We start from the raw sequence: 24,278 nt of genomic DNA on the forward strand, positions 1-24,278 counted from the left end.
GATGGGCCTCCGCCAGTATGGACCATGCATCTATGAGGAACCTGAGTCGGGCACCCGGAAGCGGACGCCCGATGGAAGTCGCTAACCGACGTTTGTGTCGGGAGCCCCGGTCGCGGGCACATCGGTCGTGACGGGCGCGGTCGCCGCCGCCGCCAGCACGTCGACAACGATGACGACGTTGTCGTTCGCGTGGAGGTCGAGGTCGATGTTCTCCTTCGCTCCCCAGGCATCCGCCGGGCTCGCGACGACGGCAACCCGGGAACCCACCGTCGCGCAGGTGACGCCCTTGACGATCGCGGGCAGGGTGCCGTTCGGCGCGGCGAGGTTCACGCCGACAGGGGCCCCGGTGTCGAGGCCAGAGGTGCCGGGCCCGAATCCGCGGGCATCGATCTTCGCCCCGGTCCTGCCGTTGTAGAACGCGACGCCGAGTTCCACATAATCGCCGGTCTGAACCGGGACGCCGGTGCCGACGGTCATGACGGTGCGCTCGGTGTCCGCGGCGGTCAGCGGCGTGGTGAACGTGACCTCCGGCGCACTGCCGATGGCCCCCGGCGCGACCACGGCGTCGGAGGCGGCCCCCGGCTGGGCGCAGCCGGCCGGGGCGGCGGGCGACCGGGTCGCTGCCGGGCTGCATCCGGCGAGCGCGAGCACAACGCATACCGCGACGAGACCGGCGGAGGCTCCGAGGGAGATAAGGGCGGGGTAGCTGCGCACGGGTGGCCTTCTTGTCGGCGGGCGGCCCCGATTGGCGCGCCCGCCGTGCATTATGGCGTATCGAGGCGAACGGGAAGTTTCACGTCCCCCGCGCCGGACGCGGTCTACAGCCCTTCGGCGATCGCCGCGGTCGCGTAGAGCCAGGCCTCGCGGGTGCGCGGGGCGAGGGCGTCGATGTTGAGTGGTCCGCCGGCGACGAGCGCCGGATCGTACGGCACGTCGACGACGGTTCGGGTGAGCTGGCTGAAGTGGTCGTGCAGCCGGGCGGACAGGGCGCGGTCGGCGGTCTTCGCCGGGGACGCGAGAACGGTCACGGCCTGGGCGACCTTGTCGCCGTGACCCTTGAGTCGCAGCCCGTCGAGGAGGGACGCCGCGCCGTACGCGGTGTCCTCGCGGATCGTCGACACGACCACGAGCTGGTCGGCGGTCTCGACGGCCGCCTCCCAGTTGGAGGCGCGCATGTTGTTGCCGGTGTCGATGATCAGGATCCGGTAGAAGCGGCTGAGCGCGGCGTGCAGCTTGCCGAACGCGACGTCGTCGATGCTCGCGGCTCCGGCGGGGTCCAGGTCGGAGGCGAGCGCGTCGAAGCGGGCGTCGCCCTGGTTGCGCACGTACTTGTCGAGGTCGCCGACCCTGGCCGACGTCGAATAGGCGAAGTCCTCGAGGTCGCGCAGCAGGTCGACGGCCGTGTTCGTGTGCTGGGCGCCCTGAGCCCGCACGCCGAGGGTACCCATCGTCTCGTTGTTGTCCCAGGCGAGGGTGTACCCGCCACGGTGGATGCCGAAGGTCGCGGCGATCAACAGGGTCGCAGTGGTTTTGTGCGCGCCACCCTTGGGGTTGAGCACCACGATCGTGCGAGGACCGCTCAGGCTGCGCTGCACGGCCGCGATCGCGGCGCGGCGGGCGAGTTCGCTCCGGCCGGGCGAGGGGTTCACGAGTCCGCCGGTGACCCTACGCACGGTGCCCTGCCAGCCGAGGAGGGCCGGGCCGGCCACGATCGCGGGGCGGGAGCTCATGAAGTCGGCGAGATTCGGGCCGTCTTCCGCTGCGACGAGGGTCGGGTGCGGTGAAGGGACGAGCAGGGCGGAGGACGCGGAGATCGGCGTGGACCGGAGGGCTGCCAACGGGCCGGCCGCGATCTCCTCATCGTCATCGTCGGCGTCGAGAGCGCGGTGTTCGAAGATGATGTCCTCGAAGAGTCCGGGCGGCGGTGCTGGCGTGCGGCGGGGTCCGGCGGGCAGGGACTCGGCGGCCTGCGAGGCGTCGGGCCCGGATGCGGGCTCGTCCGCGCGGTCCGCGCCGTCCGCGCCTGCGAGCGCAGCGGCATCCGCTTCAGCTTCGACTTCCGCTTCGGCTTCGGCCTCACGCTCCAACGCGGACTCGGCGTCCGCCTTGTCGACGGAAGTCTGCGCCGCGGCATCGAGGGGGTCACCCAGGGCCGCGAGCTCGGCCAATTCCTCGAGGGCGCCGATCGGTTCCATCGGTTCGGCCATGAATGCCGCTGCGCTGCGGTCTCCGGTGTGCGCCATGGCGCGCTTGGCGGCCGTGCCCTGAGACGCTGCGGGAGCCTCGGCCTCGGCTTCGGCTTCGGCGCGCGCGGCTGCCGGGATGAAGTCGCCGGCGGCCTCCACTTCGCCGTCCGGGTGCACGACGAGGGGCCATTGGCCCTGCTCGTCGTCGGCGGTCAGCCGCACCGGGCGACCGAGTGCACGGGCGGCATCCGTCACGCGGTTGATGATCTCTTCACGAACACCGGCCTCGTCGCCGGCCGTCACCTGCTGGCCCACCCCGTCGATGATCAGTTCGCCGGTTCCGTTGCTACGAATCGTTGCCTGGATGCGAGGAGGTACGGATACTTCGTGTTTCATGGTCAGCCTTTTTTCCGTCGAGCTCAGCTCTTCGTTCTTTGGTGCGCTCCGGAATAACTGGACCGCGCCACAGACCAGCCTAACGGGCGGGAGTGATTACCCCTCGTTTAGGCGTGATCTTCCTCAGCTGCGCCCTCGTTGACCACCCTGCGACGGGCCGAACGCACCCCTGACTGAGCGCACTCAAGCTCGTGAGAGTCGCCGTTCGCGCCCACTGTCCCTGCCACACCGGGGCCACTCGACGGCAACGGCGACTCTCGGCGATGATCGCGCGCGCGGAAGGTCGCAGACGCGAGGCGCGTGCGCGGATGGCCGGAGCCGTGTGCGGAGATGCCGAGCCGGGCATCCGCTATCGGCGAACTCCGTTCGCCTGTTCAGCCCGCGGGCTCAGCCCGCGAGCGGCAGGTCTTCGGTCCCGCGGTGCCAGCGGATGGCGCGGATGCCCGCGCGGGTAGCGTGGGTGTCGTCGTGGCCGTTCTGGCGGCGGCACTCGACGAGGTCCTGGGTCGATGTGATGTGCGGGTCGCGGCAGGAGTTGGCGTAACTCGTGTAATCCGTCTCGAGCAGGAGTTCATTATCGGTCATGGTGGTGTATTTCTGGTTCACAGCACTGTTTCGTGGTTCACGACACCGCCGGCCTGCGTCGTGCGCCGGCAACGGTGCCTGGTGGTTCACCTGCTTCGGATGGTGGTGAGCGACACCCACTGCGGGCATCGAGCCGGTCGTCACTCTGGCGTGGGGTGCCGACGGATCAACACCCCAAGCACGGTGTTCTGCTGCTGACCAGAGTAGGGCTGGGGTCGAAGGAAGCCCTGTAAAACTGATGAATCGTCACATAAACGTCACTGTGTTACGGGCGTGTCACCGGGCCGGCATCGCGCGGGTGCGGGTGCGAATGCGGGGGCGGTGGCGGGCCGTCGTGCGGATGCGGGCGACCGGCGGCCTCGTGCTTGAGCAAGTGCGGCGGGGGCGGTGGCGGGCCGTCATGCGGCCCGTTCGGAGCATGCGGAGGGGGCGGATGCGGACCGTCAAGCGGGTGGGGATGCGGATGGTCCGGGGTGGGCGGCGCACCCGGAGACTGCACCTGCCGCGCCGGGGCGCCCGTGGCATCCGCTGCCATTTCGGTCGGTTCAACGGAAACGCTCGACTCGGGCGAAACGGGCGACTCGGGCGCCGAGGTGCCGTAGTAGCCGTAGAGTTCGTTCTCCTCGTCCGCGGTGATCGATCCACGGTCGCTCTCGATGCGGGGGCCGTTGCGGATGCGGTCGCGGTCGAAGGCCACGACCACACGCGGGCCGTCGATGGTCGCGCCGGCGAGCGGAACGAACGATTCGAGCATGCCGAACAGGCCCGTGCGCACCGTGACGAAGGCCGGCTCACCGGAGTCCTTGCTCAGGAAGACCTGTTCGACCGAGCCGAGCTTCGCACCGTCGCTCGTCACGACGAAGCCGCCGTTGACGACGATGTCGTCGATACCTTCGAGGGTGATCATTCGGTCATTCCTTCCCCGGAAAAACGCGCTGGAGGCACGGACAGGTTCCTGTATTCTCGCACCGCCCGGTGCGGCCGCCCGGGCGTCACGCGGTGACCAGGATCATCGTGAGCATGCTCAACCCGACCGTCACCGGGGCGAGCACGAGGCCGAAGAGCGCGTACCCGCGCCAGGGGATCAGCACGTTCATCTTTTCGAGCCTGCTGTGCCAGAGCAACGTCGCGAGGGACGCCCACGGGGTGATCAACGGGCCGACGTTCGCACCGATCAGGACGGCGAGCAGCCGCGGGGTCGAGTCGGCGACCGGTTCGAGCGCGAGGTAGGCGGGCAGGTTGTTGATCAGGTTCGAGCCGACCAGGCTTGTGCCGGCCAGGCGGAACAGGTCCCCCGGCGCGTTCCCCGCCCCGGCGAGCGCGGTGAGCAGCACGGGCAGCCCGAGGTTTTGCACGGCCTCCATCGCGAGGAACAGCCCGGCACTGAACAGCAGGAGCGACCACGGAATGATGGTGATCCGGAGAACGCTCCGGCGCCTGACGAAGAACACGACGGCCAGCACGAGGGCGGCGATGCTCGACGGCAGCCATACCGGCAGGCCGACGACGAGGGCGGGCAAGAGGGCAGCGAGCACGAGCGCGCTCGTCCCGAGCAGCACCCGGTCGACGGATGCCACCGCTCCCGACGTTCCCGCGACGCGCATCCGCTGCACGGGGACGCTCGAATACCGTTTGCAGAGGTCTTTCCGGAAGACGATCGCAACCATGGCCATCGGCACGATCACGGCGACGAGCGCCGGGGCCGCGGTCAGCCCGGCGAAGGCGATCGGGGAGATGCCGCCGAGGCGGTTCTGGGCGAGCAGGTTGGTCAGGTTGCTGATCGGGAGCAGCAGGCTGCCGGTGTTCGCGAGCCACACCGTCGTCAGGGCGAACGGCAGCGGCGGCAGACCCGCCTGCCGCGCGACCACGACAACGACCGGCGTCAGGAGCACGGCCGTGGTGTCGAGGGAGAGGAACACCGTCGTGACGATCGCGATGCCGGCCACCCACAACCAGAGCAACCAGGCCCGGCCGCCACCCCAGTGCCGAAGCCGGCGGGCGATCCAGCGGAACACCCCCGCCTCACTGCAGAGCTCGGTTACGACGGTCATGGCCACGACGAACACGAGGATCGGCGCCACCCGGTCCACGAGAACCAGCAGTTCGGGGAGCGGAAGCAGGCCGGTGACCGCGGCGACGGTGCCGAGCAGGAGCAGACCGGCGCCGATGAGGGACAGAACCATGAATCGGAGTGTATCGGCCAGGAGCCCCACGCCTCGCAGGGTGAGCGGATGCCTGGGGTGGCGGGAGGGAGGCGGGGGCGGGCGGGTCAGCGGAAGGCGCTCACGCCGGTCAGATCGCGGCCGATCAGGAGGGACTGCACGCTCTCGGTGCCCTCGTAGGTGTGCAGAGACTCGAGGTCGGCGAGGTGCCGGATCACGTGGTTCTCGAGCAGGATGCCGTTGCCCCCGAGCACGTCGCGCGCCGTCGCCGCGATCTCGCGGGCGGCGCGGGTGTTGTGGTACTTCGCGAGGGACGCCTGGATCGGACGCATGGTTCCGGCGGCGTCGAGTTCGGCGAGGCGCAGGCAGTAGAGCTGCATCGCGGTGAGCTGGGACAGCATCCGCGTGAGTCGTTCCTGCACGAGCTGGAAGCCGGCGAGCGGCTTGCCGAACTGGATGCGCTGGTTCGAGTAGCTGAGGGCGGCCTCGAAGACCGCGGTCGCGTGGCCGAGCGCCGACCAGGCCACACCGAGGCGGGTGGCGAAGAGCACGGTCGCGGTGTCCTTGAAGGTGCGGGTGCCCGGCAGGAGGGCATCGAGGGGCACGCGCACGTTGTCGAGCACGATGCGGGCCTGGTGGATGCCGCGAAGGGAGCCCTTGCCGGTGATCGTCTGGGCCTGGTAGCCGGGGGTGTCCTGCGGCACGAGGAACCCGCGCACGTTGCCATCGTCGTCGCGGGCCCAGACCACGGTCACGTCGCCGACGGAGCCGTTGCCGATCCACTTCTTCTCGCCGGTGATCACCCACTCGTCGCCCTCGCGGGTCGCGGTCGTCTCGAGCGCGACGGAGTCGGAGCCGTGGTCGGGTTCGGTGAGGGCGAAGGCGCCGAGCTTCTCGGCGCGGGCAAGGGGGATGAGCCACTCGGCCTTCTGGGCGTCGCTCCCGTAGAGGGCGATGCTGCGGAGCGCGAGCCCGCCCTGCACAGCCACCACGGTGCCCATCGAGCCGTCGCCGCGGGAGATCTCCATGTTGACGAGGCCGGCGGCGAGCGGGGACATCGGGGTGAGGCCGGGGCCGACGACGCCATCGGTGAGCAGGTCGAGTTCGCCGAGCCTGCGGACGAGGTGCAGCGGATACTCGGCCTTGTCCCAGGCCTCGGTGACCTCGTCGAGCGTCTCGATCGCAAAGGCGCGGGCCCGGTCCCAGAAGGCGCGGTCGGCGGCGGGCACATCCCGGAAGAGTTCGTAGTAGTCGGTGTCGAGCGGCACGGATACGTCGTAGTCGGGCACGGTTCCCCTTCATTGGGTTCGGCTGGTGTGACACTCAGTGTCGGGTCAAATGACACTGAGTGTCAAGTTGCGGGCCCCGACGTGCTCGCGGCGCGGCGTCCGCCGAGGGCGCGTGCGACCTCTCGGGAGAGCTCGTCCGGGGAAATCGTTCCGGGGAACACCGCTACGACGAGCTCGGCTGAGGCCTCCCCCGCCGGCTGGTGCCCGTCCGCAGGCTGCCCCGCGTGGTCAGGTGCCGCGTCGGGGTGAAAGAGGCGCCCCACTTTGCGGAGCTCCGCGGCGAGTTCCTCTGAGAGCTGCGCGGCATGCTCGGCGTCCCGCGCGGCATCCAGGTCGGCGCCGGTCGCTGAGACCGGCTCGGCGTTCGACGCGGCATCCGTTTCGGACGGGGACGGGACCGGTCCGCGGATCAGGCGGCGGAGTTCGTAGTTGTGCGTTGCGGTGATCGCGGCGGCGTAGCGGATGGCCGTGAGCGGCGGCACGTCGGGACGGACGGAGCGGAGGTAGGCGGCGAACATCTGCTCGTAACGGATGGCCATGATGGTCTCGCGGTCCCGGAGGGTCGGGGTGTCGCGCACGATGAGATCGCGCACCCGGACGCTGTCGAGCCGTTCGCGGAATCGTTCGAAGACCATCGTCGCGGCATCACGGATCGCGCGCCAGGGGTCGTCGTGCTGCACGGCGAAGTACGCGGCGATCTGCACGGCGAGTTCGTCGTGGTCGGCGAAGATCACGTCTTCCTTGGATCGGAACTGACGGAAGAAGGTGCTGCGCGAGACGCCGGCGGCCCTGGCGATGTCGGTCGCGGTCGTGGCCTCGTAGCCGTCGGTGCGGAACAGGCGCACGGCGATGTCGGCCACCTCGACGCGGGAGCGGGAGCGGGTGCGGGCCGGACGGGGCTGGCCGGAGGCCTCTGCTGCGGAAACGGACATCAGTCGTGAAAATAGCACGGAATCGCGCGGTCTCCTGCGCACCCGAACGCCTGGCGCATGGCGGGTTCAGCGGCTCAGCGCAGCGCGGCGAGCTCCTCCGGCTCGGCGATCACGTCGACCATCGCAGCGCCCCGGAGCACAGTGACCGGAAGCGGGCGGCCGATGGCATCGCCGAACAGGAGACGCTGGAGGCCCTGGGCCTCCCTGACCTGTTCGCGGCCCGCGGCGAGGATCAGGTCGAGCGCGCCTGACCGCAACCTGACCGCGCACCCGATCCGTCATCGTTCCTGGACCTCCTCTCCGTAGGTTGAGGAGCGGATGAGCGGAGCACACGTGGCAGAGATCGATCAGAATCCCCTCCCGATGACTGACCGGGCACCGGCTGCTGGGCCGGCGTCGGTTCGGGGCACGGCCGCGGAGACGACTCCGCGCAGCCCCCGGTTGCGTGCCCCGTGGTTCCGCGCCCGGCCGATGCTCAGCAAGGTCCCCAAGGTCACGGCAGCGTTCTGGGTCACCAAGGTGCTCACGACCGGGATGGGCGAGACGACCGCCGACTACCTCGTGCACCAGATCGATCCGCCTGTCGCCGTCGGCCTCGCGGGACTCGGCCTGGTCGCCGCCCTGCTCCTGCAGTTCGGCGTCCGCCGTTACGTCGCGTGGGTCTACTGGCTCGCCGTCGTCATGGTGAGCATCTTCGGCACGATGGCCGCGGATGCCCTGCACGTCGGACTCGGAATCCCCTACCTCGTGTCCACGGTCGCTTTCGTCCTCGCACTCGCTGCGATCTTCCTGGCGTGGCGGACGACCGAGAAGTCGCTCTCCATCCACAGCATCGTGACCCCGCGCCGCGAGTTCTTCTACTGGGCGACGGTGCTCACGACCTTCGCGCTCGGCACGGCCGCCGGCGACCTCACCGCCATGACCTTCGGCCTCGGCTACCTCGCGTCCGGAATCGTCTTCGCTGTGCTCATCGCGATCCCCGCGCTGGCGTATCGCCGCTTCGGCATGAATGCGACGCTCGCATTCTGGTTCGCGTACATCCTGACCCGGCCGCTCGGGGCATCCTTCGCCGACTGGGCCGCCGTCTCGACCGAACGCGGCGGCCTCGACCTCGGCACGGGGCCGGTGAGCCTCGTGCTCGGCGTGGCGATTCTCGCGTTCGTCGCCTACCTCGCGATCACTCGCCGCGACGTCGAATCGCTCGCCCCGCGCCCGCAGGGTCCCGCAGCCGCATCACGGCCGTGAGGTGTCGCAGATCGCTGTTCACGGAAGTCCGGAACGTCGATCTGCGACACCTCACGGGGATCGGGGACTCGCGCGGCGGCTGCGGCGGGGCTATTCGGTGCCGAGACCGGAGGCCGAAACCGGCTTCTCGCCGGCCGCCGTGCGCACCTTGTTGAGCGCGGTCAGGTCGAACAGGCCGTTCAGGTCGCCGGTCTTGGTGGTGCCGGCCGTCACGCCGTTCTCGAGGCTCACCGCGAACGTCGAGGCGAGCGGGTCGGTCGAGAACGTCACCTTGGTCAATGCTCGCGTGATCACGGCATCGGAGAGCGCCTTCCCGCTGTCGGCCGTGAGCTTCTTGTTGATCACGGTTGCCGCGTCCGTCGGGTTCTTCGTGAGCCAGTCGACGGATGCCGCGTTGCCGGCCACGAGGGCCTCGACCGTCTCAGGGTGCTCGGCCAGGAATCCCTTCCGCACCAGGAGTACGGTCGTCGGGAAGGCGCCGTCCGGCCACAGCGAGGACTCGTCGACGAGCACCTTGGCGCCGGCGTCGACGACGAGGCGGGAGACCCAGGGCTCCGGCAGCCAGGCGCCGTCGATGGCGCCGCTCTGGAACAGGGTGAGGGTCTGCGCGTTCTCGGTCGGCGTGATCTTCACCTCGCCACCGCCGGAGGTATCCGTCGTGAAGCCTTTGCTGCTGAGCCAGGCGCGCAGGGCGACGTCCTGGGTGTTGCCGAGCTGCGGGGAGGCGAGGGTCTTGCCCTTCAGGTCGGCGGCGGAGTTGATCCCGTCGCGCACGACGAGGGCTGCTCCGCCGCTCGTCGCGCCTGCGACGATCTTGACCGACTCGCCCTTGCTCTTGATGTAGCTGTTCACGGCCGGGCTCGGGCCGATGTATGCCGCGTCGATCGCGCCGGCGCTGAGCGCCTCGATCGTCGCGGGGCCTGCGTTGAAGATCTGGGTGCTGAGCTTGGTGCTGCCGAGGGAATCCTGCAGCAGGCCGTTCTCGAGTCCGACGAGGGCGGGGGCGTGCGTGACGTTGTCGAAGTAGCCGAGCCGGAGCTCTGCGGCCGGTCCGGCCGCGGTGGCGCCGGAGGCGGCATCGGCCGAGGCGGCGCATCCGCTCAGGGTGGTGGCGAGCAAGGCGACGGATGCCGCGCCGAGGGCGAGGCGCATCCCCGTGCGACGAGCAGTGGTGTGGGTCTTGGCGGACATGGGCTTCACTTCCATTCGGTGGACGGCGTACGCTGCGGCACCCGGGCTGGTCACGAGACCTGGGATGGTCTCGAGACGACGTTATTCACCGAACGACCTGAGCGACATTCCGGCCGGTCACGCCCGGTCACGAAACGTAGCGCAACGTCACACAGCATCGACGAGCCCGGCACGGCGTCGATGAGACTCGGCAAGGGCATTGACCCCGCTGCTCCGCGGATGCTGCTTGACTGAGGTGTGCGCACACCGAAAACCCGCTGCTACCGGAACGGGGACCTCGTCGACGAGGGCTTCCCGCTCGCCGACGTCTCCGAACACCTCGCCGACGCGGGTTGTGTTGTCTGGGTCGACCTGTGTTCGCCCGAGGAAGCCGACCTCGACCTGCTCGCCGAGGAACTCGGCCTGCATGCCCTCGCCGTCGAGGACGCCATGAAGCTGCACCAGCGTCCCAAACTCGACCGATACTCCGACCATCTGTTCCTGTCGGCGTATTCGATCACGTTTTCGCCCGAGTCCGCCTCGGTGGAGACCTCGGAGATCGCAGCATTCATCACCGAGCGGGCCTTCGTCACCGTGCACAAGGACCCTGACTTCGACGTCGATGCCGTCGTCGCCCGCTGGGATTCCTCCCCCGACCTCGCCTCGAACGGTGTCGCGTTCCTCCTGCACGGCCTCCTCGACTTCCTCGTCGACGGCTACTTCGAGGCCGTCGAGGCCCTTGATGAACAAGTCGAGGAGCTCGAGAGCCAGCTCTTCGAACCGAGGAGCGACCAGGAGGCTGTGCAGCGCCGCTCCTTCGATCTCCGGAAGAGCCTCGTGCTGATGCGCCGGGTGATCCTGCCGATGCGTGAGGTCGTCAACACCCTGTTACGCCGCGACGTGCACCTTCTGCAGAACGACATGGCGCCGTACTTCCAGGACGTCTACGACCACGTGCTGCGCGCGATGGAGTGGACGGAGAGCCTCAGGGACCTCGCCACGAGCGTGCTCGAGGCGAACCTCGCGATCCAGGGCAACCGGCTCAACGTGATCACGAAGAAGGTCACCGGCTACGCGGCGATCATCGCGGTGCCCACGGCGATTACCGGTTTCTACGGCCAGAATGTTCCGTACCCGGGCTTCAGCGAACTGGGCGGCTTCTACAGCTCCATCGCGCTCATCGTCGGCCTGTCCGCCCTGCTCTACCTGCTCTTCAAGCGCAACGACTGGATCTGAGACCGGCAGACACGCACGACAGGCGCGACAGGGGATGCCTGGCGCGGCCCAGGGAGGCGCGCCCGGCATCCCCTGCCACTACAAGGCCGGTGCCCCGACCGTGTCGAACATCGCGTAGTCGTCGGTCACGAGGGTTCCGTTACTGAACAGGTTCAGCCCGAAACTGATCGCGGTGGCACCGGCCGGGAGCGCCGGGGTCGTGAAGCTCGCCTGGGTGTATGCGGATGCCGTCGCGAGCCACGGGCTCGACGTCCAGTACTGCCAGGTCCCGCTCGCATCCCGGTAGTAGATCGCGAACTGGGTGGACGTCGTCGACGTGTACCAGGCCCGGAGCGAATAGGTGTGCCCGGCGATCGCGGGCGGCGCGCAGGCCCCGCTGTCCAGGCTCGGCAGCAGCTTCGCGTCGCCGTTGGCGTAGTTCGTCACGACGAGCTTCTCCGCCTTGGTGCCGGTGTGCGCCGTCGCGACGGTCGTGAACGCGGCGGTGTTGGTGCCGTAACCGCCGATCTGGTAGCACTGCGGAAGGGCGGCGACTCCGGCGGCTTCCAGGCCCGAGTTCTGGACCAAGTTGGTGCCGGGGGCAGGCGGCGGGGGTACGGGCAGGGTTGCGGCGTCGAAGGCCGTGTAGTCGTCCGTGGTCAGGGTGCCGTTGCTCAGGAGGTTGAGGCCGAAGGTGATCGAGCTCGCCCCGGCGGGCAGTGCCGGGGTCGTCCAGCTCGCCTTCTGGTAGGTCGCGGACGCGGCGAAGAGCGGGCTCGCGGTCCAGTAGGCCCAGGAGCCGAGTCCGGTCCGGTAGTAGACCTCGATCTGGGTCGCTGCCGTGGACTTGTACCAGGCCGAGAGCGCGTACGCCGTGCCCGGGGTGGCCGCGGGGGCGCATCCGCCCAGGTCGGGGGTCGGCAGCCATTTCGCGTCGCCGTTGGAGTAGCCCGTCATCGTCAGGCGGGCCGCCCGGTTGCCGCTGTGGCCCGGAGTGACCGTGGTGAAGGCGGGGGTGTTCGTGCCGTATGAGGCGCCCTGCCAGCACTGCGGCACCCCTGCGGTGAGGGTTTCGAAGCCGGGGTTGGAAACCAGGTTGCTGCCGGCGGGCTTCGGTGTGACGGCCGGGCCGGAGACGACGGCTTTGACGGTGCCGCCGATGACCTGGTCGACCGTCTTGACCGTCGTCGTCGCGGGGCGGGTCTTCAGCCACTGCACGAACTGGGTGAACAGGGTCGGGCTGATCGTGAGCGGGTCGGTGAGCCCCGTCGCGATGTGGTGGAAGGTCAGCTGCTGCCAGCCGCCCGCAGTCTCGGCCTGGGTGACGGTGTTCTGGAGGTCGGTCAGGCTCCAGGTGTTGTCGACCTCGTCGGCAGCCTGGGTCAGGTACGGGTCGGCCGGCGGGATGCTCTCGGTGAGCGCGCATCCCGTGCAGCCGAACCGGGTTTGGATGTCTCCGAGGCCACGGGCGCTGTTGAACCCGCAGTTCTTGACGATGGTTTCGGTCGCAGGGGTCAGCAGCGAGGCGAAGGGATAGGCGAAACTCGTCACCCGGAATCCCCAGTTGGTGAGGTTGACTCGGTCGTTGCAGACCTGGCGCGTCGCCTCGTCCGTCGGGAGGGTGGCGAGGTCGGGGTGCGTCACGGTGTGGCCGCCGATCTCGTTGCCATCCGCGGCAAGGCTCTGCACCTGGGCAAGCGTCATGTAGCCCGGCTGGTTGATATACCCGGACGGCGTGTAGAAGGTGCCGTGCAGCCCGTTCGCCTTGAGGATCGAGGCTGCGGTCAGCTGGTCCGCGTTCGCGTCGTCGAAGGTGAGCGTGATGACGGCGGAAACGGCAGCGCTTGCAGGAAAGGCAGCGAATCCGTCGGCGACTCCGACGGAGACGAGTGCGAGCACAAAGGTCGAGACCCAGGCGAGCCAGCGCGGGCGGTTCCGACGGTAAGCACCGGTCAGCCGGTGTTTGGCGGCCTCAGGATTGCCTGGCTGAACGTCCATGTCGCTGAGCTCCATTCTGGGCCCCTGTCTTCCGCGCCGGGATGGCGCGGAAGACAGTCGGGTTAGGGCGCCGGAATCCCATTAAGGGGTGACCTCTCGGCCCTGTCAATGCGCGGCGCCCCACCAGAATGGGGGGTAGACCGGATGCCTAGGCTGCGCGGCGGCGACCCGTTGCGAGTCCGTAGATCAGGAGGACGACGATGGAGCCGCCGATGGCGAGAAGCCAGGTCTGCAGTGAGAAGAAGTCCTGCAGCGGAGCGTTGAACAGGATGCCGCCGAGGAACCCACCGAGGAGTGCGCCGACGACGCCGAGGAGCAGTGTCACGAACCATCCGCCGCCCTGCTGGCCGGGGAGGATGAGTTTGGCGATGGCCCCGGCGATCAGGCCGAGGAGAAGGAAGCCGAAGAAGCCCATGGGGTGCTCTTTTCTGTATTGGTCACGCGTGGTTGCGGATTTTGAAACGGTCTGGCGGTGAAACGACGTCGGCGCGGCAGGCCGGGGCCCGCCGCGCCGGGAGAGGTCTAGTCCTTGAAGACGTCCTTGATGTTCTCGCCGGCCTTCTTGGCGCTCGCGGATGCCTGCTCCGCACGCCCCTCCGCGACCTTGGAGTCGTCGTTGGTAGCCTTGCCGACGGCCTCGTTGGCCTTGCCCTTGAGGTCTTCGGCCGCGTTCTTGATCTTGTCCGATGCGCTCATCGTGTTTTCACTTTCTGTCGGTGTTTCTCTGGGGATGCCCGACGCGGTTGCGCGGGAAGTCTGGTCGTCTTCTGAGGGGTGATACACGTCATTGATCGTGACGTTCACCGCCGACACGCCGAGGCCGACGAAGTCCTCGATCGCCCGCGTGATGCTCGCCCGCACCTCGGCGGCGATCTGGTGCACCGGAACCGGGTACTCGGCCACTATCACGATGTCGACGACCACGTCCGTGTCACCCACCGTGACGCTCACGCCTTGGCTCAGGTCCGTTCCGCTCAGGGCCTCGCGAATGGCGCCGAAGGCCCGGACGGGAGCGCTGCCGAGGGAGTGCACCCCGGTCACGCCACGGGCGGCGACGCCCGCGACCTTGGCGACAACGCTGTCGCTGATGACGGTCTGTCCGCCGGGCGAATCGCCGCCGGAGACACCGCCGGACGAGTCGCGATCGGAAATACCGCGGAGAGCACGGGAAAGCGGCATGATGGGTATTCTTTCGTTGTCGATGGGCGATGATCGTGATGATCGTCACTGATATGACGTAGGCCGCCACAGGTTCGTCACGCGGAGATCGAAAATTTATTTGGCGCACCACCGGGCGATTCGGGAAGGACGTGATGACCACCGTTACGAGGCTCGCCGTCCCGTCCGCTCTCGACGCGGCATCCGACGCCCTGCTCGCCGACCGCGCGGCCGACGGAGATGTTCGCGCCTTCGAGGTTCTCGTCCGTCGCCACGGCCCGCTGATGCGCGTGCACGCGACCCGGATCCTGGGTTCGAACGACGAGACCGACGATGTGGTGCAGGAGTCGTTCATCACGGCCTGGCGGCAACTGCCGACCCTCGAAAACGGCGCCGCGGTGAAGAGCTGGCTGATGCGGATCTGCGGTCGCAAGAGCATCGACCGGGTTCGCGCCCGCCGCGACCACGCCGACATCACCGAAACGGATGCCGCAGCTCCGGCGGCGCTCACACCGCACCACGTCGCCGAGACGCAGGAACAAGCCGAGGCGCTCGCGCGGTGCCTCGCGGAGCTGCCGGACGACCAGCGGCGCTGCTGGACCCTGCGGGAACTCGGCGAATACAGCTACACCGATATCGCCGAAGAACTCGACCTGCCCGTGTCGACCGTGCGAGGCTTGTTGGCACGCGCCCGAAAAACCCTGCTGCGGGAATTGGAGGACTGGCGATGAACGCCCCAGACATCCCCTTTGTGGCTTTCGACCCCGAAGAGCTGGCCGAGGAGCAGGCCCGCCTGTCCGGGCACACGATCGAGGACCTCAACGACTACCTCGACCGCGGCCGCACCCCGAGCGACTCGAGCATCGACGACTCCCCGGCGTGCACAACGGCACTCACCCGCCTCGAGCGGCTCCGTGCGGCGTTGCGCCGGGTCGACTCGGCCGCCGTGGACCGGGAGTCGGCTGGGACTGACGGCTGGGTCGCGACCATCATCGACAGCATCCGGCTCGAGACCCGGGCGGGTCGGCGGATCCCGCTCACGTCCGACTCGCCGGTCGCCCGGCTGGCGCTGACCGAAGGCGCGGTCATCGGTGTCCTGCGCACGGCGGGGGACGGGATAGACGGCATCCTGATCAGTCGCTGCCGTCTCGACGGCGACGTCACCGAGCCGGGAGCGCAGATCACGGTGCGCCTCGAGGTGTCGGTCGGGGCCGACGGGATGAATACCGGCGAGAGCATCACGGCCCTCACCTCACGCCTGCGCGCGGCGGTCCACGCCGTGCTCGTGCAGCAGACGGAACTGTCGATCGCCGCCGTCGACATCACGGTCACCGACCTGTACCTCACGACACCCCCGCCGAGCTCCGAAGGAGAAGCCGATGAGTGAGTCCGCTGTCGCTGCCGGAGAACTCGACGACTACATTCTCGCGGTCCCGGGCGTCGACGCCCTCTACCCGGCCGGCCCGCTCCTGACCACGGTCGTGGCCTCAGTCGTCGCCGCGCTGATCCCGAGCGTGGCTGCGCCGAATCCGATCGTCGTCGTCGAGCGGTCCGGCGGACTCTCGATCGCCGCGAACATCGGCGTCGCCCCCGATCATGCGGCACCGGATGTCTGCCGCCGCGTTCACGATGCCATCGCCGAGCACTTCCGTCACGCCGGAGACCCGGTCATCTCCGAGATCGCGGTCACGGTCGCCCGCATCGGCTGACTGCCGGCGATCCCCCGTTGTTTGCGTGGTCAGGGTTGTTTGCGCGGTCAGGACCTCTTCGGCGAGGCCGGACCACCGCGAATGGCTGACCTCGCCGGCCGGGTGCCCGCCTGTTTCTGTGCCCGCATGGCGTCGTCGGCATTCCTGAGGAGCACCTCGAGGCGGGTCAGATCGCTGGACTCCCCCGTGTCCTCCGCCATCGCGATCCCGATCGTCGCGGAGACGCGCAGGCGCCGCCCCTCGCACACGAAGGGACTGGCTGCACTCAATTGGATGCGTTCAGCGAACGAAGCGGCCTGGGCCTTCGTGACGCTGTCGAGGAGCACGACGAATTCATCCCCGCCCAGGCGACCGAGGATGTCTTCGGGACGAGAATGCTCCCGCAGGCGAGCGGCGAAGCCGACGAGCACCTGGTCGCCCACCCGGTGGCCATAACTGTCATTGACGGCCTTGAAACCGTCAAGGTCGATGTACAGCGCGGCCACGCCGGCGACGTCCCCGTTGCCCTCGAGGATCGCACCCGCGCGTTCCTCGAGCTGGCGGCGATTGGGCAGCCCGGTCAGGGAATCGTGCAGGGCGGCGTAACGGAAGTCGGCGGAGAGCTGCTGAAAGATCTGGGACACCGACACGACCCTCGGGCCGTTGTCGGTGAGCACGAGCACGTCGCGGTAGCGGACGTCTTCGGGCAGGGCCAGGATGCGTTGAGCCGCCTGGGCGAGGTTCATGCCCCCGTCGAGTGCAAGCGACCGCTCCGGAACGAGCTGGGCCGCTGTCGACCTGCTGTGCAGCCCGCGGCCGTAACCCAGCCGACCGGTCAGGGTGTACTCGACCTGATCGCGGGAGAGCAGAGAGAAGAGCTCACCCTCCTGGACGACGACGGATCGAAGCTGCCGTTCGGACCGGAAGATCCTGTCGATCTCGGACACCGGGGTGCTCGCGGAGACGAGCTGCGCATCCGTGGCGAGGTCGGTGAGGCAGACCACACGATCACCCGCATGGGGGCCGGTCCAGGAGTCGAAAAGTGATCGCATGATTGATCATGACGGCGTCGACGGCTCGTGGACGTCAAAACTGGCGCTGTTTGCCGTCTGTTCAGCGCCCCGGTGGCCGTCGTTTGCTGTGGTCGCGCCCGAGCCCCGGATACGGCAAGATGGATTCCGTACCGATTGGTTCACAATATTCCGGAGGAACCCATGCTCATCGCCGCCCAAATCGTCGCCACCATCGCCGCACTCCTGCACGTGGTCTTCTTCCTCTTCGAGAGCGTGCTCTGGATGCGCCCCTCTGTCTACGGGCGGTTCGGGATCGCATCCAGGGACGAAGCGGCGACGATCCGCACGATGGCGTACAACCAGGGCTTCTACAACCTCGCCCTCGCGGTCGGGGTGCTCGTCGGCGTCGTGCTGCTCGCGCAGTCCGGTTCCGCGTTCACCGCGGGCAAGACGGCCGTCATCTTCGGAACCGCCTGCATGTCGGTTGCCGGCGTCGTCCTCGCTTCAACGGGACCCTCCTACCGACGCGCGGCCGCACTCCAGTTCTTCCCCGCCGCCCTCGCCCTCGTCCTGGCCAGCCTCAGCTGAGCCCACGAACACCGCCTCCCGCGTGGCGACCACGCTCGGCGCGCACGCCGACCTCCGGCGCCGGTACCGATCGGCCGGGCCGGATGGATGCTAGTCGACCGCGGCCTGCGCGGTCAGCAGGCGGGTCACGGCCGCGAGCATGGGTGCGCCCCAGCCGGTCGCCCGGGTTCCGCGGTCGTGCTCCGGAATCGCACGGTTATAACTCTGGTCGAAAACGACAACGCTACGTCCGGCCTTCAGCAGACCGGTCACGACGGGCGGGGCGTCGTCGACGAACAGGTCGATCCCCTCGAGCGCGTGCTTGTCGAAGCCCGAATGCACGACCGTGGCCAGGGGCAGTCCGTTCGACGCGATCCACTCCCGCGTATCGGAGTTGAACTCGTCGCTCCTGGCCGTGACGGCGACAAGCTCGCATCCGGCAGCCTCAAGGGCGAGAAGCGTCACGAGAGCCTCGTCGAACACGGCGAGGCCCAGGTAGAAGCCGTGGCGTTCGGCATGACCAAAATGACTGAGGAAGTCCGGCATATCGACGAACCACGCGTCGTCGCCGATCCACATGGCGTACTGGTCGAGGTCGGGGAATCGCGTGGACCGTTCAGCCAGGGGGATCGAGAGCTTCTCCCCCATCCAGGTTCGGAGACCACCGACCGTGTCAGCGGTCGTCGCATCAAGGTCAACCCCGAGACGCGGGGCGCGGCCGTGCGCGGCCCGGAACCGATCAAGCGCTGCAGTCAGATCGGCGGGAGCCACAAGTGCGTTCGGAATCATTCGAGTGTGTCCTCTTCCAGAAGTTGGGTGATGGTGCGCAGAGTTTCCGGGGAGACATCGCCCAGAGTCCTCGCGGCGAAATTCACGACGCGTTGTGCGCGGAGCCTCTTGACAAAGGCGAGTTGGGCGTCCACGCGGACGGGGATATCGTCGTCGGAACCCAGGAGGTAGGCCGGTGGGATCCGGAAGAATTCGGCAATTCCGGTCAGGAGTTTCTCGTCGGTCACGAGCGGGCCGGTCCCCGCGATCATATATGCCCACCGGGCTCGGGAGAGGGAAAGCGACCTGTCCCGCAGGCCCTCGGCTATCTCGCGGTAGGTATACGGGGTATTCCCCTCGGCGACGACGACGTCGAGCAAGAGGTTGAGCTTCCTCGCCAGTTCCATTTGCGCACTGAGACGCTGGGCGGTCGGGGGAGTCTTGCCGTTCACGTCAGGCGTTCCCCTCTTCATCGGCGCGCCGCCCCTGCTACGTCTCGTCGCATCACGGCTGACCCTCCACAGTCACAATGGGCAACACTCGAGGACCAGCCGGGGAAGCGAGGTGCTCCGCCGTAGCCAACAGCGCCTGGTCCGACTGCGATATTTCCTGAGGATACAGCAGGAGGCAATCACGGACCTCGACATAGCGACGGTAGAGTCGCGCAGCGGCGCCGCGGGTCAGAACCAAGTGGATCTTCGTTTCAGGAACGTCGAGGCTGAGTTCAGGCGACTCGGATAACAGCCGCTCCCAGAGAGGTGCGAGCCGCACCAGGAGTACGCGAACCTGGACTTCCCGTTGGACTCGCATGACGCCGTCAACCGCCGCCGTGAGGCCGAATCCAACGGCCAGGCACGAGGGCGCGATCAATAGCGCCGCATAGTAGACGCCGCCAGTCCCGGTCGCGAAGTCAGCATTGTGGCTGACGTTCGCCATGACCGCATTGAGGAGGCTGACGACGGCGTACACGATCACACCGGCGCAGCCGACAACGACGAAGCCGAGTGAGACCCGGGTCAGTCGTCGTCGCTGCCTTCGCCGGTCCGAGAGACATGCTGCCGCCACCGTGACCGAGAAATACGCCAGGGCTACCCAAGTGGTCGCCGCATACGCCGTGTAGTCCCACCGATCAAGAAAGCGGATGTCCGGCATCAGTCGCCAATCGGCCCCGAAGAACAACACTGACTGAATGAGAATGACCACCCCCGGGAAGATCGCAGAGATCGGTTTGATCCGCCACCCACCGGGTTGCACCGACGATGCGGCCCGCACGAGTTCGTTGAGAAGCGCTACAGCGATGACCGCAGTGACGTGGAAAAGGTAATACGTCACGTTCACGCCGCCGAGAGCGGCATCGAGCACGTCGAAGACAAGATCGGTCTGCAGCGACATCGTCAGCGCGAACACCGCAAGAAACGAGAACAGCAGGCGCCGACGGCCCCGCACGACGGATGGGAGGCAGAACAGGGTGGCCAGCCAGAGGAGCGCGCTCACGCCACCAGCGATGAGGGAGGCCATTACAGCACCCGCCCGAATCCGGTCCGGGCACCGTCCCGGGCCTCCGCGCGGTCACTCAGCATAGTCAAGGCGAGCCGGTCGCCGATCGCTTCGGCGAGTGCTTCCAGCTCGTCGGTCAAACTGCTTCGCAAAAGTGCGTGCACGATGGCGTCGTAGGGGATCAGGGGCGCGAATCGCGCAACTTGATCGGCCGAGAGCAATTCCTTGTCGTCGCTGAGGATCATATGGCCGTATTCATGGTTGATGAGCTGCTGCCGATGCACCGCCGAGATCGTCGGGGCATGGTGGATGCGCTCGAAGGCTTCGCCGGCGACCTCGATCCAGAGTCCGCAGACACCAGCGTGCAGCATCGTTTCGCTGCCCTCACGGATCACAATCTGCTTTTTCCGGACGCTCTCCATATGCGCGTGGAGCCGCTCGGGCGTGAGCGGCCGCGGCAGATCGAGTGCCGCGACAAGCTCGTGCGCGCGCTTCTGGCGTTCTTGGTGATCCATAGTCTTTCCCCCGGTCGATGCCACGTTCGACCGATTCTGGAACGTAACTTTGGACATGTCTAACGTCTGCTACGCTTGCCTTCGGTTGGACATGTCTAGGTTACAGTTCCGGGGGGAACGCCGTAACCGGCATGTTCGAACCAGGCACGACGCGGATTCATGGGCGACAGTGGGGCGTCGCCGTGCGCGTGGTGCGGAGCTGCCCACAGGCCTCCGCACCGCGCAGCCGCCTCGTCGCAGGCCCGTCCTGCCGAACCGTGCTGACCCGCGCGCTGACCCGAATCAGGCCGTTGCCTGGCCGTAGAGGATCAGCGACCAGGCCAGGGAGACGAATGCTGCCGTCGCCGTCGCCGTCCGCACCCGATTCCAGGTCGCCCATCTGGCCTCGTTGAATTGCCTCCGCACTTGAGCCAGATCCTGAATGCCATCGGGCACCCCGGCCGCTTTGATCGCGTTATTGAGGGGCAGGTGAATCGCGATCGTGACCACAACGTCACTCAGGATAAGGAGAAAGGCGGCAATGATCCAGGGCGCGCCCGGACGTCCCAGATTCTTCAACACGGCGGCGCCGGCCAGCACCAGGGACCCGAAGAATGCGCCGAGCATGAACCAGGGATTGATGATCCCACGGTCCAGCGACTGGAACGCGACCACAAAGGTGCGGTCGTCCGCGGTCTTCAGGCCGGGCATGATCGTGTGCGCGTACAGCGCGAAGACGCCGGCCGTCAACCCGGTCGTGATCGTGGCCCCGAGAAGCGCCACCCCGGCCACGATGTCGGCAATCACGTGTGGCTACGATTGTGAGGTGTCGTCATGGCGGACAGTCAAGCACCGCACTGCCCGCTCATCCAGATTCCGATCCAGATTTCGATCCAGAATCTGGCCAATTCCGACACCATTCGCGTGGCGCGGAGCAAAATATGCCCCTGTGGTCTGACCACAACAGGTAGTATCAATCTCACGCCCCAACCACTAGATATGGTCTTTCGCCCGACTTACTGTCCCGCTCGATTGTCGTGGGGAGTATTAATCAAGGAGACGGCAGCGCGTGTTGAAGATGGAAACCCCCGGCACAGGAACGCTTACGGCTGGCAGCAGTCTCAGCACGCTTATGGTCGCAAAACGCGACGGTCGACGACTCGCCTTCGACGATGCCCGGATCTATGCCGCGCTGGCCAAGAGCTTCACGGAAGTGAACGGCGAACTGACCCCGCTCACGCACCGGATCATCCGCGACCTGGTCGCTCGTGTCGATCGCGAGATAGCCTCGCGCTTCGCGGTCGACATCAAGATCTACGAGGTCCAGAACATCGTGGAACACGCCCTGCTGGACAGCAAGGAATACGACGCCGCAGAGGCGTACATCAATTACCGGATCCAGCGCGACTTCGCGCGCAGCAAGTCCACCGATATCAACCACTCGATCATCAAACTGATCAGCAAAGACGAAACGGTCGTCAACGAGAACGCCAACAAGGACAGCGATGTCTTCAACACCCAGCGCGACCTGACCGCCGGCGCGGTGGGCAAGGCGATCGGCCTGAAGATGCTGCCGCCGCACGTCGCCAACGCCCACCAGAAGGGCGACCTGCACTACCACGACCTCGACTATCACCCCTATGCCCCGATGACGAACTGCTGCCTCATCGACTTCAAGACGATGCTCAGCACCGGTTTCCGGATCGGCAACGCCGACGTCGACCCGCCCCGCTCGATCCAGACGGCCACCGCGCAGATCTCGCAGATCATCGCGAACGTGTCGTCGAGCCAGTACGGCGGATGCTCGGGCAACCGGATCGACGAGGTGCTCGCCCCCTACGCGGAGAAGAACCTCCAGAAGCACCTCGCCGACGCCCGGACGTGGATAGCGGACGAGTCCCAGCACCAGCAGTTCGCGGAGGAGAAGACCCTCAAGGACATCTACGACGCGATGCAGAGCCTCGAATACGAGATCAACACCCTGTTCACCTCGAACGGGCAGACCCCGTTCACCTCGCTCGGCTTCGGCCTCGGCACCAGCTGGTTCGAACGCGAGATCCAGAAGGCGATCCTGCAGATCCGCATCGAGGGTCTGGGCCGCGAGAAGCGCACCGCGATCTTCCCGAAGCTGATCTTCACGGTCAAGCGCGGTCTCAACCTCGACCCGACCGACCCGAACTACGACATCAAGCAGCTCGCGCTCGAGTGTTCCACCAAGCGCATGTACCCCGACATCCTGAACTACGACAAGATCGTGGAACTCACCGGCAGTTTCAAGGTGCCGATGGGCTGCAGGTCCTTCCTCCAGGGCTGGAGGGACGAAGACGGCAACGATGTCTCAGAGGGCAGGATGAACCTCGGAGTCGTGACGCTCAACCTGCCGCGGATCGCCCTCGAGGCCGCCGGCGATAAGGACAAGTTCTGGAGCATCCTCGCCGAACGTGTGAGCATCGCCCGCGACGCCCTGCTCTTCCGGATCGAGCGCTGCAAGGAAGCGACCCCGGAGAACGCACCGATCCTCTATGTCTACGGCGCCTTCGGCCAGCACCTGGAGGCCGGCCAGTCCGTCGACACCCTGTTCAAGAACAAGCGCGCCACCGTGTCGCTCGGCTTCATCGGCCTCTACGAGGTGGCCGCGGCTTTCTACGGCGGAGCCTGGGAATCGAACCCCGAGGCGAAAGACTTCACCGTCGACATCCTCCGCACGCTCCACGACCGCACCCAGGAGTGGAGCAATGAGTACGGCTACCAGTTCAGCGTGTATTCGACCCCGAGCGAGAGCCTGACCGACCGGTTCTGCCGGCTCGACACCGCGAAGTTCGGTTCGGTCGCCAACATCACCGACAAGGACTATTACACCAACAGCTTCCACTACGACGTTCGCAAGAGCCCGACGCCGTTCGAGAAGCTCGACTTCGAGACGGTCTATCCCCAGTTCGCCTCCGGTGGGTTCATCCACTACTGCGAATACCCGATCCTGCAGCAGAACCCCAAGGCACTCGAGGCGGTCTGGGACTACTCCTACGACCGGATCGGCTACCTCGGAACCAACACCCCGATCGATCGTTGTTACGCCTGCGGCTTCTCGGGCGACTTCGACGCGACGGAGCGCGGCTTCGAGTGCCCCGAGTGCGGCAACGCCGACCCGATGACCTGCGACGTCGTCAAGCGCACGTGCGGCTACCTCGGCAACCCGCAGGCCCGTCCGATGGTGCACGGCCGGCATATGGAGATCACCTCCCGGGTCAAGCACATGGCGGGCGCCACCGGCATCAGCGGGGAGGATGCCCCAGCACCGGTCTCCGAGGATGCGTAACCCCCGGCCCGGCGAGTGGCTGTCTGAGAAGCTGAGCCAGCACTACGTCGGGGACTACAAGCCCTTCGTCTTCGTTGACGGCGAAGGCGTGCGGTGCAGCCTGTACCTGTCCGGATGCCTGTTCGCCTGCGAGGGCTGTTTCAACGAAGCCACCTGGAGCTTCCGCTACGGCCAGGAATACAGCCAGGAGCTCGAAGACCAGATCCTGGCCGACCTCGGCCAGGAGTACGTCCAGGGCCTGACCCTGCTCGGCGGCGAACCGTTCCTCAACACCGGGGTCTGCCTCGGGCTGATCGACCGGGTGCGCCGGGAGTTCGGCTCGTCGAAGGACGTGTGGTCCTGGACCGGATACACCTTCGAGGAGCTGTTGCTCGAGAGCCCGGACAAGCTCGCCATGCTCCGCGGAATCGACGTTCTGGTCGACGGTCGGTTCGAGCTCGCGAAACGTGACCTGAAACTGCAGTTCCGGGGCAGCAGCAACCAGCGGATCATCGACGTCCCCGCGTCCCTGACCGCCGGAGAGGTGGTCCTGTGGGGTGGACTCCGGGATGCGACGAGCACCTTCGAACAGATCGAGAAGCGCCAGCTGATCTAGTCAC

The 24,278-nt window shown here is 67.3% G+C and carries 26 protein-coding genes; 8 read left to right on the forward strand and 18 right to left on the reverse strand.

Annotation, left to right across the window (positions count from 1 at the left end; translation table 11 throughout):
• Positions 1-81 precede the first annotated feature (81 nt).
• The 8 genes from E3O39_RS19415 to E3O39_RS04335 form a co-directional block, all read right to left on the reverse strand.
• Positions 82-714, reverse strand: coding sequence for a hypothetical protein (locus tag E3O39_RS19415; protein WP_241975552.1), 633 nt, complete (start codon positions 712-714; stop codon positions 82-84).
• 104 nt (positions 715-818) lie between these two features.
• Positions 819-2,582, reverse strand: coding sequence for a chromosome partitioning protein (locus E3O39_RS04305; protein ID WP_134446350.1), 1,764 nt, complete (start codon positions 2,580-2,582; stop codon positions 819-821).
• 387 nt (positions 2,583-2,969) lie between these two features.
• Complete coding sequence (locus E3O39_RS04310; protein ID WP_134446349.1) at positions 2,970-3,167, reverse strand: hypothetical protein; 198 nt, start codon at positions 3,165-3,167, stop codon at positions 2,970-2,972.
• Positions 3,168-3,432: 265 nt separating this feature from the next.
• Positions 3,433-4,074: a PRC-barrel domain-containing protein gene (locus E3O39_RS04315; protein WP_134446348.1), complete on the reverse strand. Its 642-nt coding sequence runs from the start codon at positions 4,072-4,074 to the stop codon at positions 3,433-3,435.
• An 85-nt stretch (positions 4,075-4,159) separates the two neighbouring features.
• Entirely contained in the window at positions 4,160-5,350 is a 1,191-nt protein-coding gene (locus E3O39_RS04320) for an SLC13 family permease (RefSeq protein WP_134446347.1), read from the reverse strand.
• A gap of 86 nt (positions 5,351-5,436) precedes the next feature.
• A complete protein-coding gene (locus tag E3O39_RS04325; RefSeq protein WP_134446346.1) occupies positions 5,437-6,618 on the reverse strand; it encodes an acyl-CoA dehydrogenase family protein in 1,182 nt (393 codons plus the stop codon).
• Positions 6,619-6,680: 62 nt separating this feature from the next.
• Complete coding sequence (locus E3O39_RS04330; protein ID WP_134446345.1) at positions 6,681-7,550, reverse strand: TetR/AcrR family transcriptional regulator; 870 nt, start codon at positions 7,548-7,550, stop codon at positions 6,681-6,683.
• Between the two features lie 74 nt (positions 7,551-7,624).
• Positions 7,625-7,807 carry a hypothetical protein gene (locus E3O39_RS04335; protein ID WP_174774837.1) on the reverse strand — a complete coding sequence of 61 codons (183 nt, stop codon included), beginning with the start codon at positions 7,805-7,807 and terminating at the stop codon, positions 7,625-7,627.
• A 106-nt stretch (positions 7,808-7,913) separates the two neighbouring features.
• Here E3O39_RS04335 and E3O39_RS04340 point away from each other — a divergent pair, with 106 nt between their 5' ends.
• Positions 7,914-8,795: a hypothetical protein gene (locus tag E3O39_RS04340; protein WP_241975551.1), complete on the forward strand. Its 882-nt coding sequence runs from the start codon at positions 7,914-7,916 to the stop codon at positions 8,793-8,795.
• Between the two features lie 90 nt (positions 8,796-8,885).
• Here the strand turns inward: E3O39_RS04340 and E3O39_RS04345 are convergent, their stop codons facing one another.
• The gene (locus E3O39_RS04345) at positions 8,886-9,986 is read right to left on the reverse strand and encodes an ABC transporter substrate-binding protein (RefSeq protein ID WP_241975550.1); all 1,101 of its coding nucleotides are present in this window, start codon (positions 9,984-9,986) and stop codon (positions 8,886-8,888) included.
• A 237-nt stretch (positions 9,987-10,223) separates the two neighbouring features.
• Between E3O39_RS04345 and E3O39_RS04350 the strand changes: the two genes are divergently transcribed.
• Positions 10,224-11,201: a magnesium transporter CorA family protein gene (locus E3O39_RS04350; protein WP_134446344.1), complete on the forward strand. Its 978-nt coding sequence runs from the start codon at positions 10,224-10,226 to the stop codon at positions 11,199-11,201.
• Positions 11,202-11,279: 78 nt separating this feature from the next.
• On the opposite strand, the gene E3O39_RS04355 is transcribed toward E3O39_RS04350, so the two are convergent.
• From E3O39_RS04355 to E3O39_RS19205, 3 genes are all read right to left on the reverse strand, one after another.
• The gene (locus E3O39_RS04355) at positions 11,280-13,178 is read right to left on the reverse strand and encodes a polysaccharide deacetylase family protein (RefSeq protein ID WP_134446343.1); all 1,899 of its coding nucleotides are present in this window, start codon (positions 13,176-13,178) and stop codon (positions 11,280-11,282) included.
• Positions 13,179-13,326: 148 nt separating this feature from the next.
• Positions 13,327-13,593: a GlsB/YeaQ/YmgE family stress response membrane protein gene (locus tag E3O39_RS04360; RefSeq protein ID WP_134446342.1), complete on the reverse strand. Its 267-nt coding sequence runs from the start codon at positions 13,591-13,593 to the stop codon at positions 13,327-13,329.
• Positions 13,594-13,700: 107 nt separating this feature from the next.
• Complete coding sequence (locus E3O39_RS19205; RefSeq protein WP_134446341.1) at positions 13,701-14,357, reverse strand: Asp23/Gls24 family envelope stress response protein; 657 nt, start codon at positions 14,355-14,357, stop codon at positions 13,701-13,703.
• A 134-nt stretch (positions 14,358-14,491) separates the two neighbouring features.
• On the opposite strand from E3O39_RS19205, the gene E3O39_RS04370 reads away from it, so the two are divergent.
• From E3O39_RS04370 to E3O39_RS04380, 3 genes are read left to right on the forward strand one after another with little or no spacing between them, the layout of a single operon-like run.
• A complete protein-coding gene (locus E3O39_RS04370) occupies positions 14,492-15,067 on the forward strand; it encodes an RNA polymerase sigma factor (RefSeq protein WP_134446340.1) in 576 nt (191 codons plus the stop codon).
• Complete coding sequence (locus tag E3O39_RS04375; RefSeq protein ID WP_134446339.1) at positions 15,064-15,723, forward strand: Asp23/Gls24 family envelope stress response protein; 660 nt, start codon at positions 15,064-15,066, stop codon at positions 15,721-15,723. The genes E3O39_RS04370 and E3O39_RS04375 overlap by 4 nt, the downstream gene beginning before the upstream one ends.
• Positions 15,716-16,045, forward strand: a complete 330-nt coding sequence (locus tag E3O39_RS04380) for a hypothetical protein (protein WP_134446338.1) — start codon at positions 15,716-15,718, stop codon at positions 16,043-16,045. Before E3O39_RS04375 ends, E3O39_RS04380 begins: the two co-directional genes overlap by 8 nt.
• Before the next feature lie 47 nt (positions 16,046-16,092).
• On the opposite strand, the gene E3O39_RS04385 is transcribed toward E3O39_RS04380, so the two are convergent.
• A complete protein-coding gene (locus E3O39_RS04385) occupies positions 16,093-17,076 on the reverse strand; it encodes a GGDEF domain-containing protein (protein WP_134446337.1) in 984 nt (327 codons plus the stop codon).
• Positions 17,077-17,238: 162 nt separating this feature from the next.
• Here E3O39_RS04385 and E3O39_RS04390 point away from each other — a divergent pair, with 162 nt between their 5' ends.
• A complete protein-coding gene (locus E3O39_RS04390; protein ID WP_134446336.1) occupies positions 17,239-17,625 on the forward strand; it encodes a DUF1304 domain-containing protein in 387 nt (128 codons plus the stop codon).
• Positions 17,626-17,715: 90 nt separating this feature from the next.
• On the opposite strand, the gene E3O39_RS04395 is transcribed toward E3O39_RS04390, so the two are convergent.
• From E3O39_RS04395 to E3O39_RS04415, 5 genes are all read right to left on the reverse strand, one after another.
• Positions 17,716-18,393, reverse strand: a complete 678-nt coding sequence (locus tag E3O39_RS04395) for a hypothetical protein (RefSeq protein WP_134446335.1) — start codon at positions 18,391-18,393, stop codon at positions 17,716-17,718.
• The gene (locus E3O39_RS04400; RefSeq protein WP_241975549.1) at positions 18,390-18,845 is read right to left on the reverse strand and encodes a hypothetical protein; all 456 of its coding nucleotides are present in this window, start codon (positions 18,843-18,845) and stop codon (positions 18,390-18,392) included. The genes E3O39_RS04395 and E3O39_RS04400 overlap by 4 nt, the downstream gene beginning before the upstream one ends.
• Positions 18,846-18,876: 31 nt before the next feature.
• Positions 18,877-19,890 carry an MAB_1171c family putative transporter gene (locus tag E3O39_RS04405; RefSeq protein ID WP_134446334.1) on the reverse strand — a complete coding sequence of 338 codons (1,014 nt, stop codon included), beginning with the start codon at positions 19,888-19,890 and terminating at the stop codon, positions 18,877-18,879.
• Positions 19,890-20,384 carry a hypothetical protein gene (locus tag E3O39_RS04410; protein WP_134446333.1) on the reverse strand — a complete coding sequence of 165 codons (495 nt, stop codon included), beginning with the start codon at positions 20,382-20,384 and terminating at the stop codon, positions 19,890-19,892. The genes E3O39_RS04405 and E3O39_RS04410 overlap by 1 nt, the downstream gene beginning before the upstream one ends.
• Before the next feature lie 282 nt (positions 20,385-20,666).
• Complete coding sequence (locus E3O39_RS04415) at positions 20,667-21,170, reverse strand: DUF1772 domain-containing protein (RefSeq protein ID WP_198413380.1); 504 nt, start codon at positions 21,168-21,170, stop codon at positions 20,667-20,669.
• Between the two features lie 325 nt (positions 21,171-21,495).
• Between E3O39_RS04415 and nrdD the strand changes: the two genes are divergently transcribed.
• Entirely contained in the window at positions 21,496-23,679 is a 2,184-nt protein-coding gene (nrdD, locus tag E3O39_RS04420; RefSeq protein WP_241975548.1) for an anaerobic ribonucleoside-triphosphate reductase, read from the forward strand.
• Complete coding sequence (nrdG, locus tag E3O39_RS04425; protein ID WP_134446332.1) at positions 23,672-24,274, forward strand: anaerobic ribonucleoside-triphosphate reductase activating protein; 603 nt, start codon at positions 23,672-23,674, stop codon at positions 24,272-24,274. Before nrdD ends, nrdG begins: the two co-directional genes overlap by 8 nt.
• Positions 24,275-24,278 lie beyond the last annotated feature (4 nt).

This window comes from Cryobacterium sp. MDB2-A-1, from assembly GCF_004402675.1.
Classification (GTDB): domain Bacteria; phylum Actinomycetota; class Actinomycetes; order Actinomycetales; family Microbacteriaceae; genus Cryobacterium; species Cryobacterium glucosi.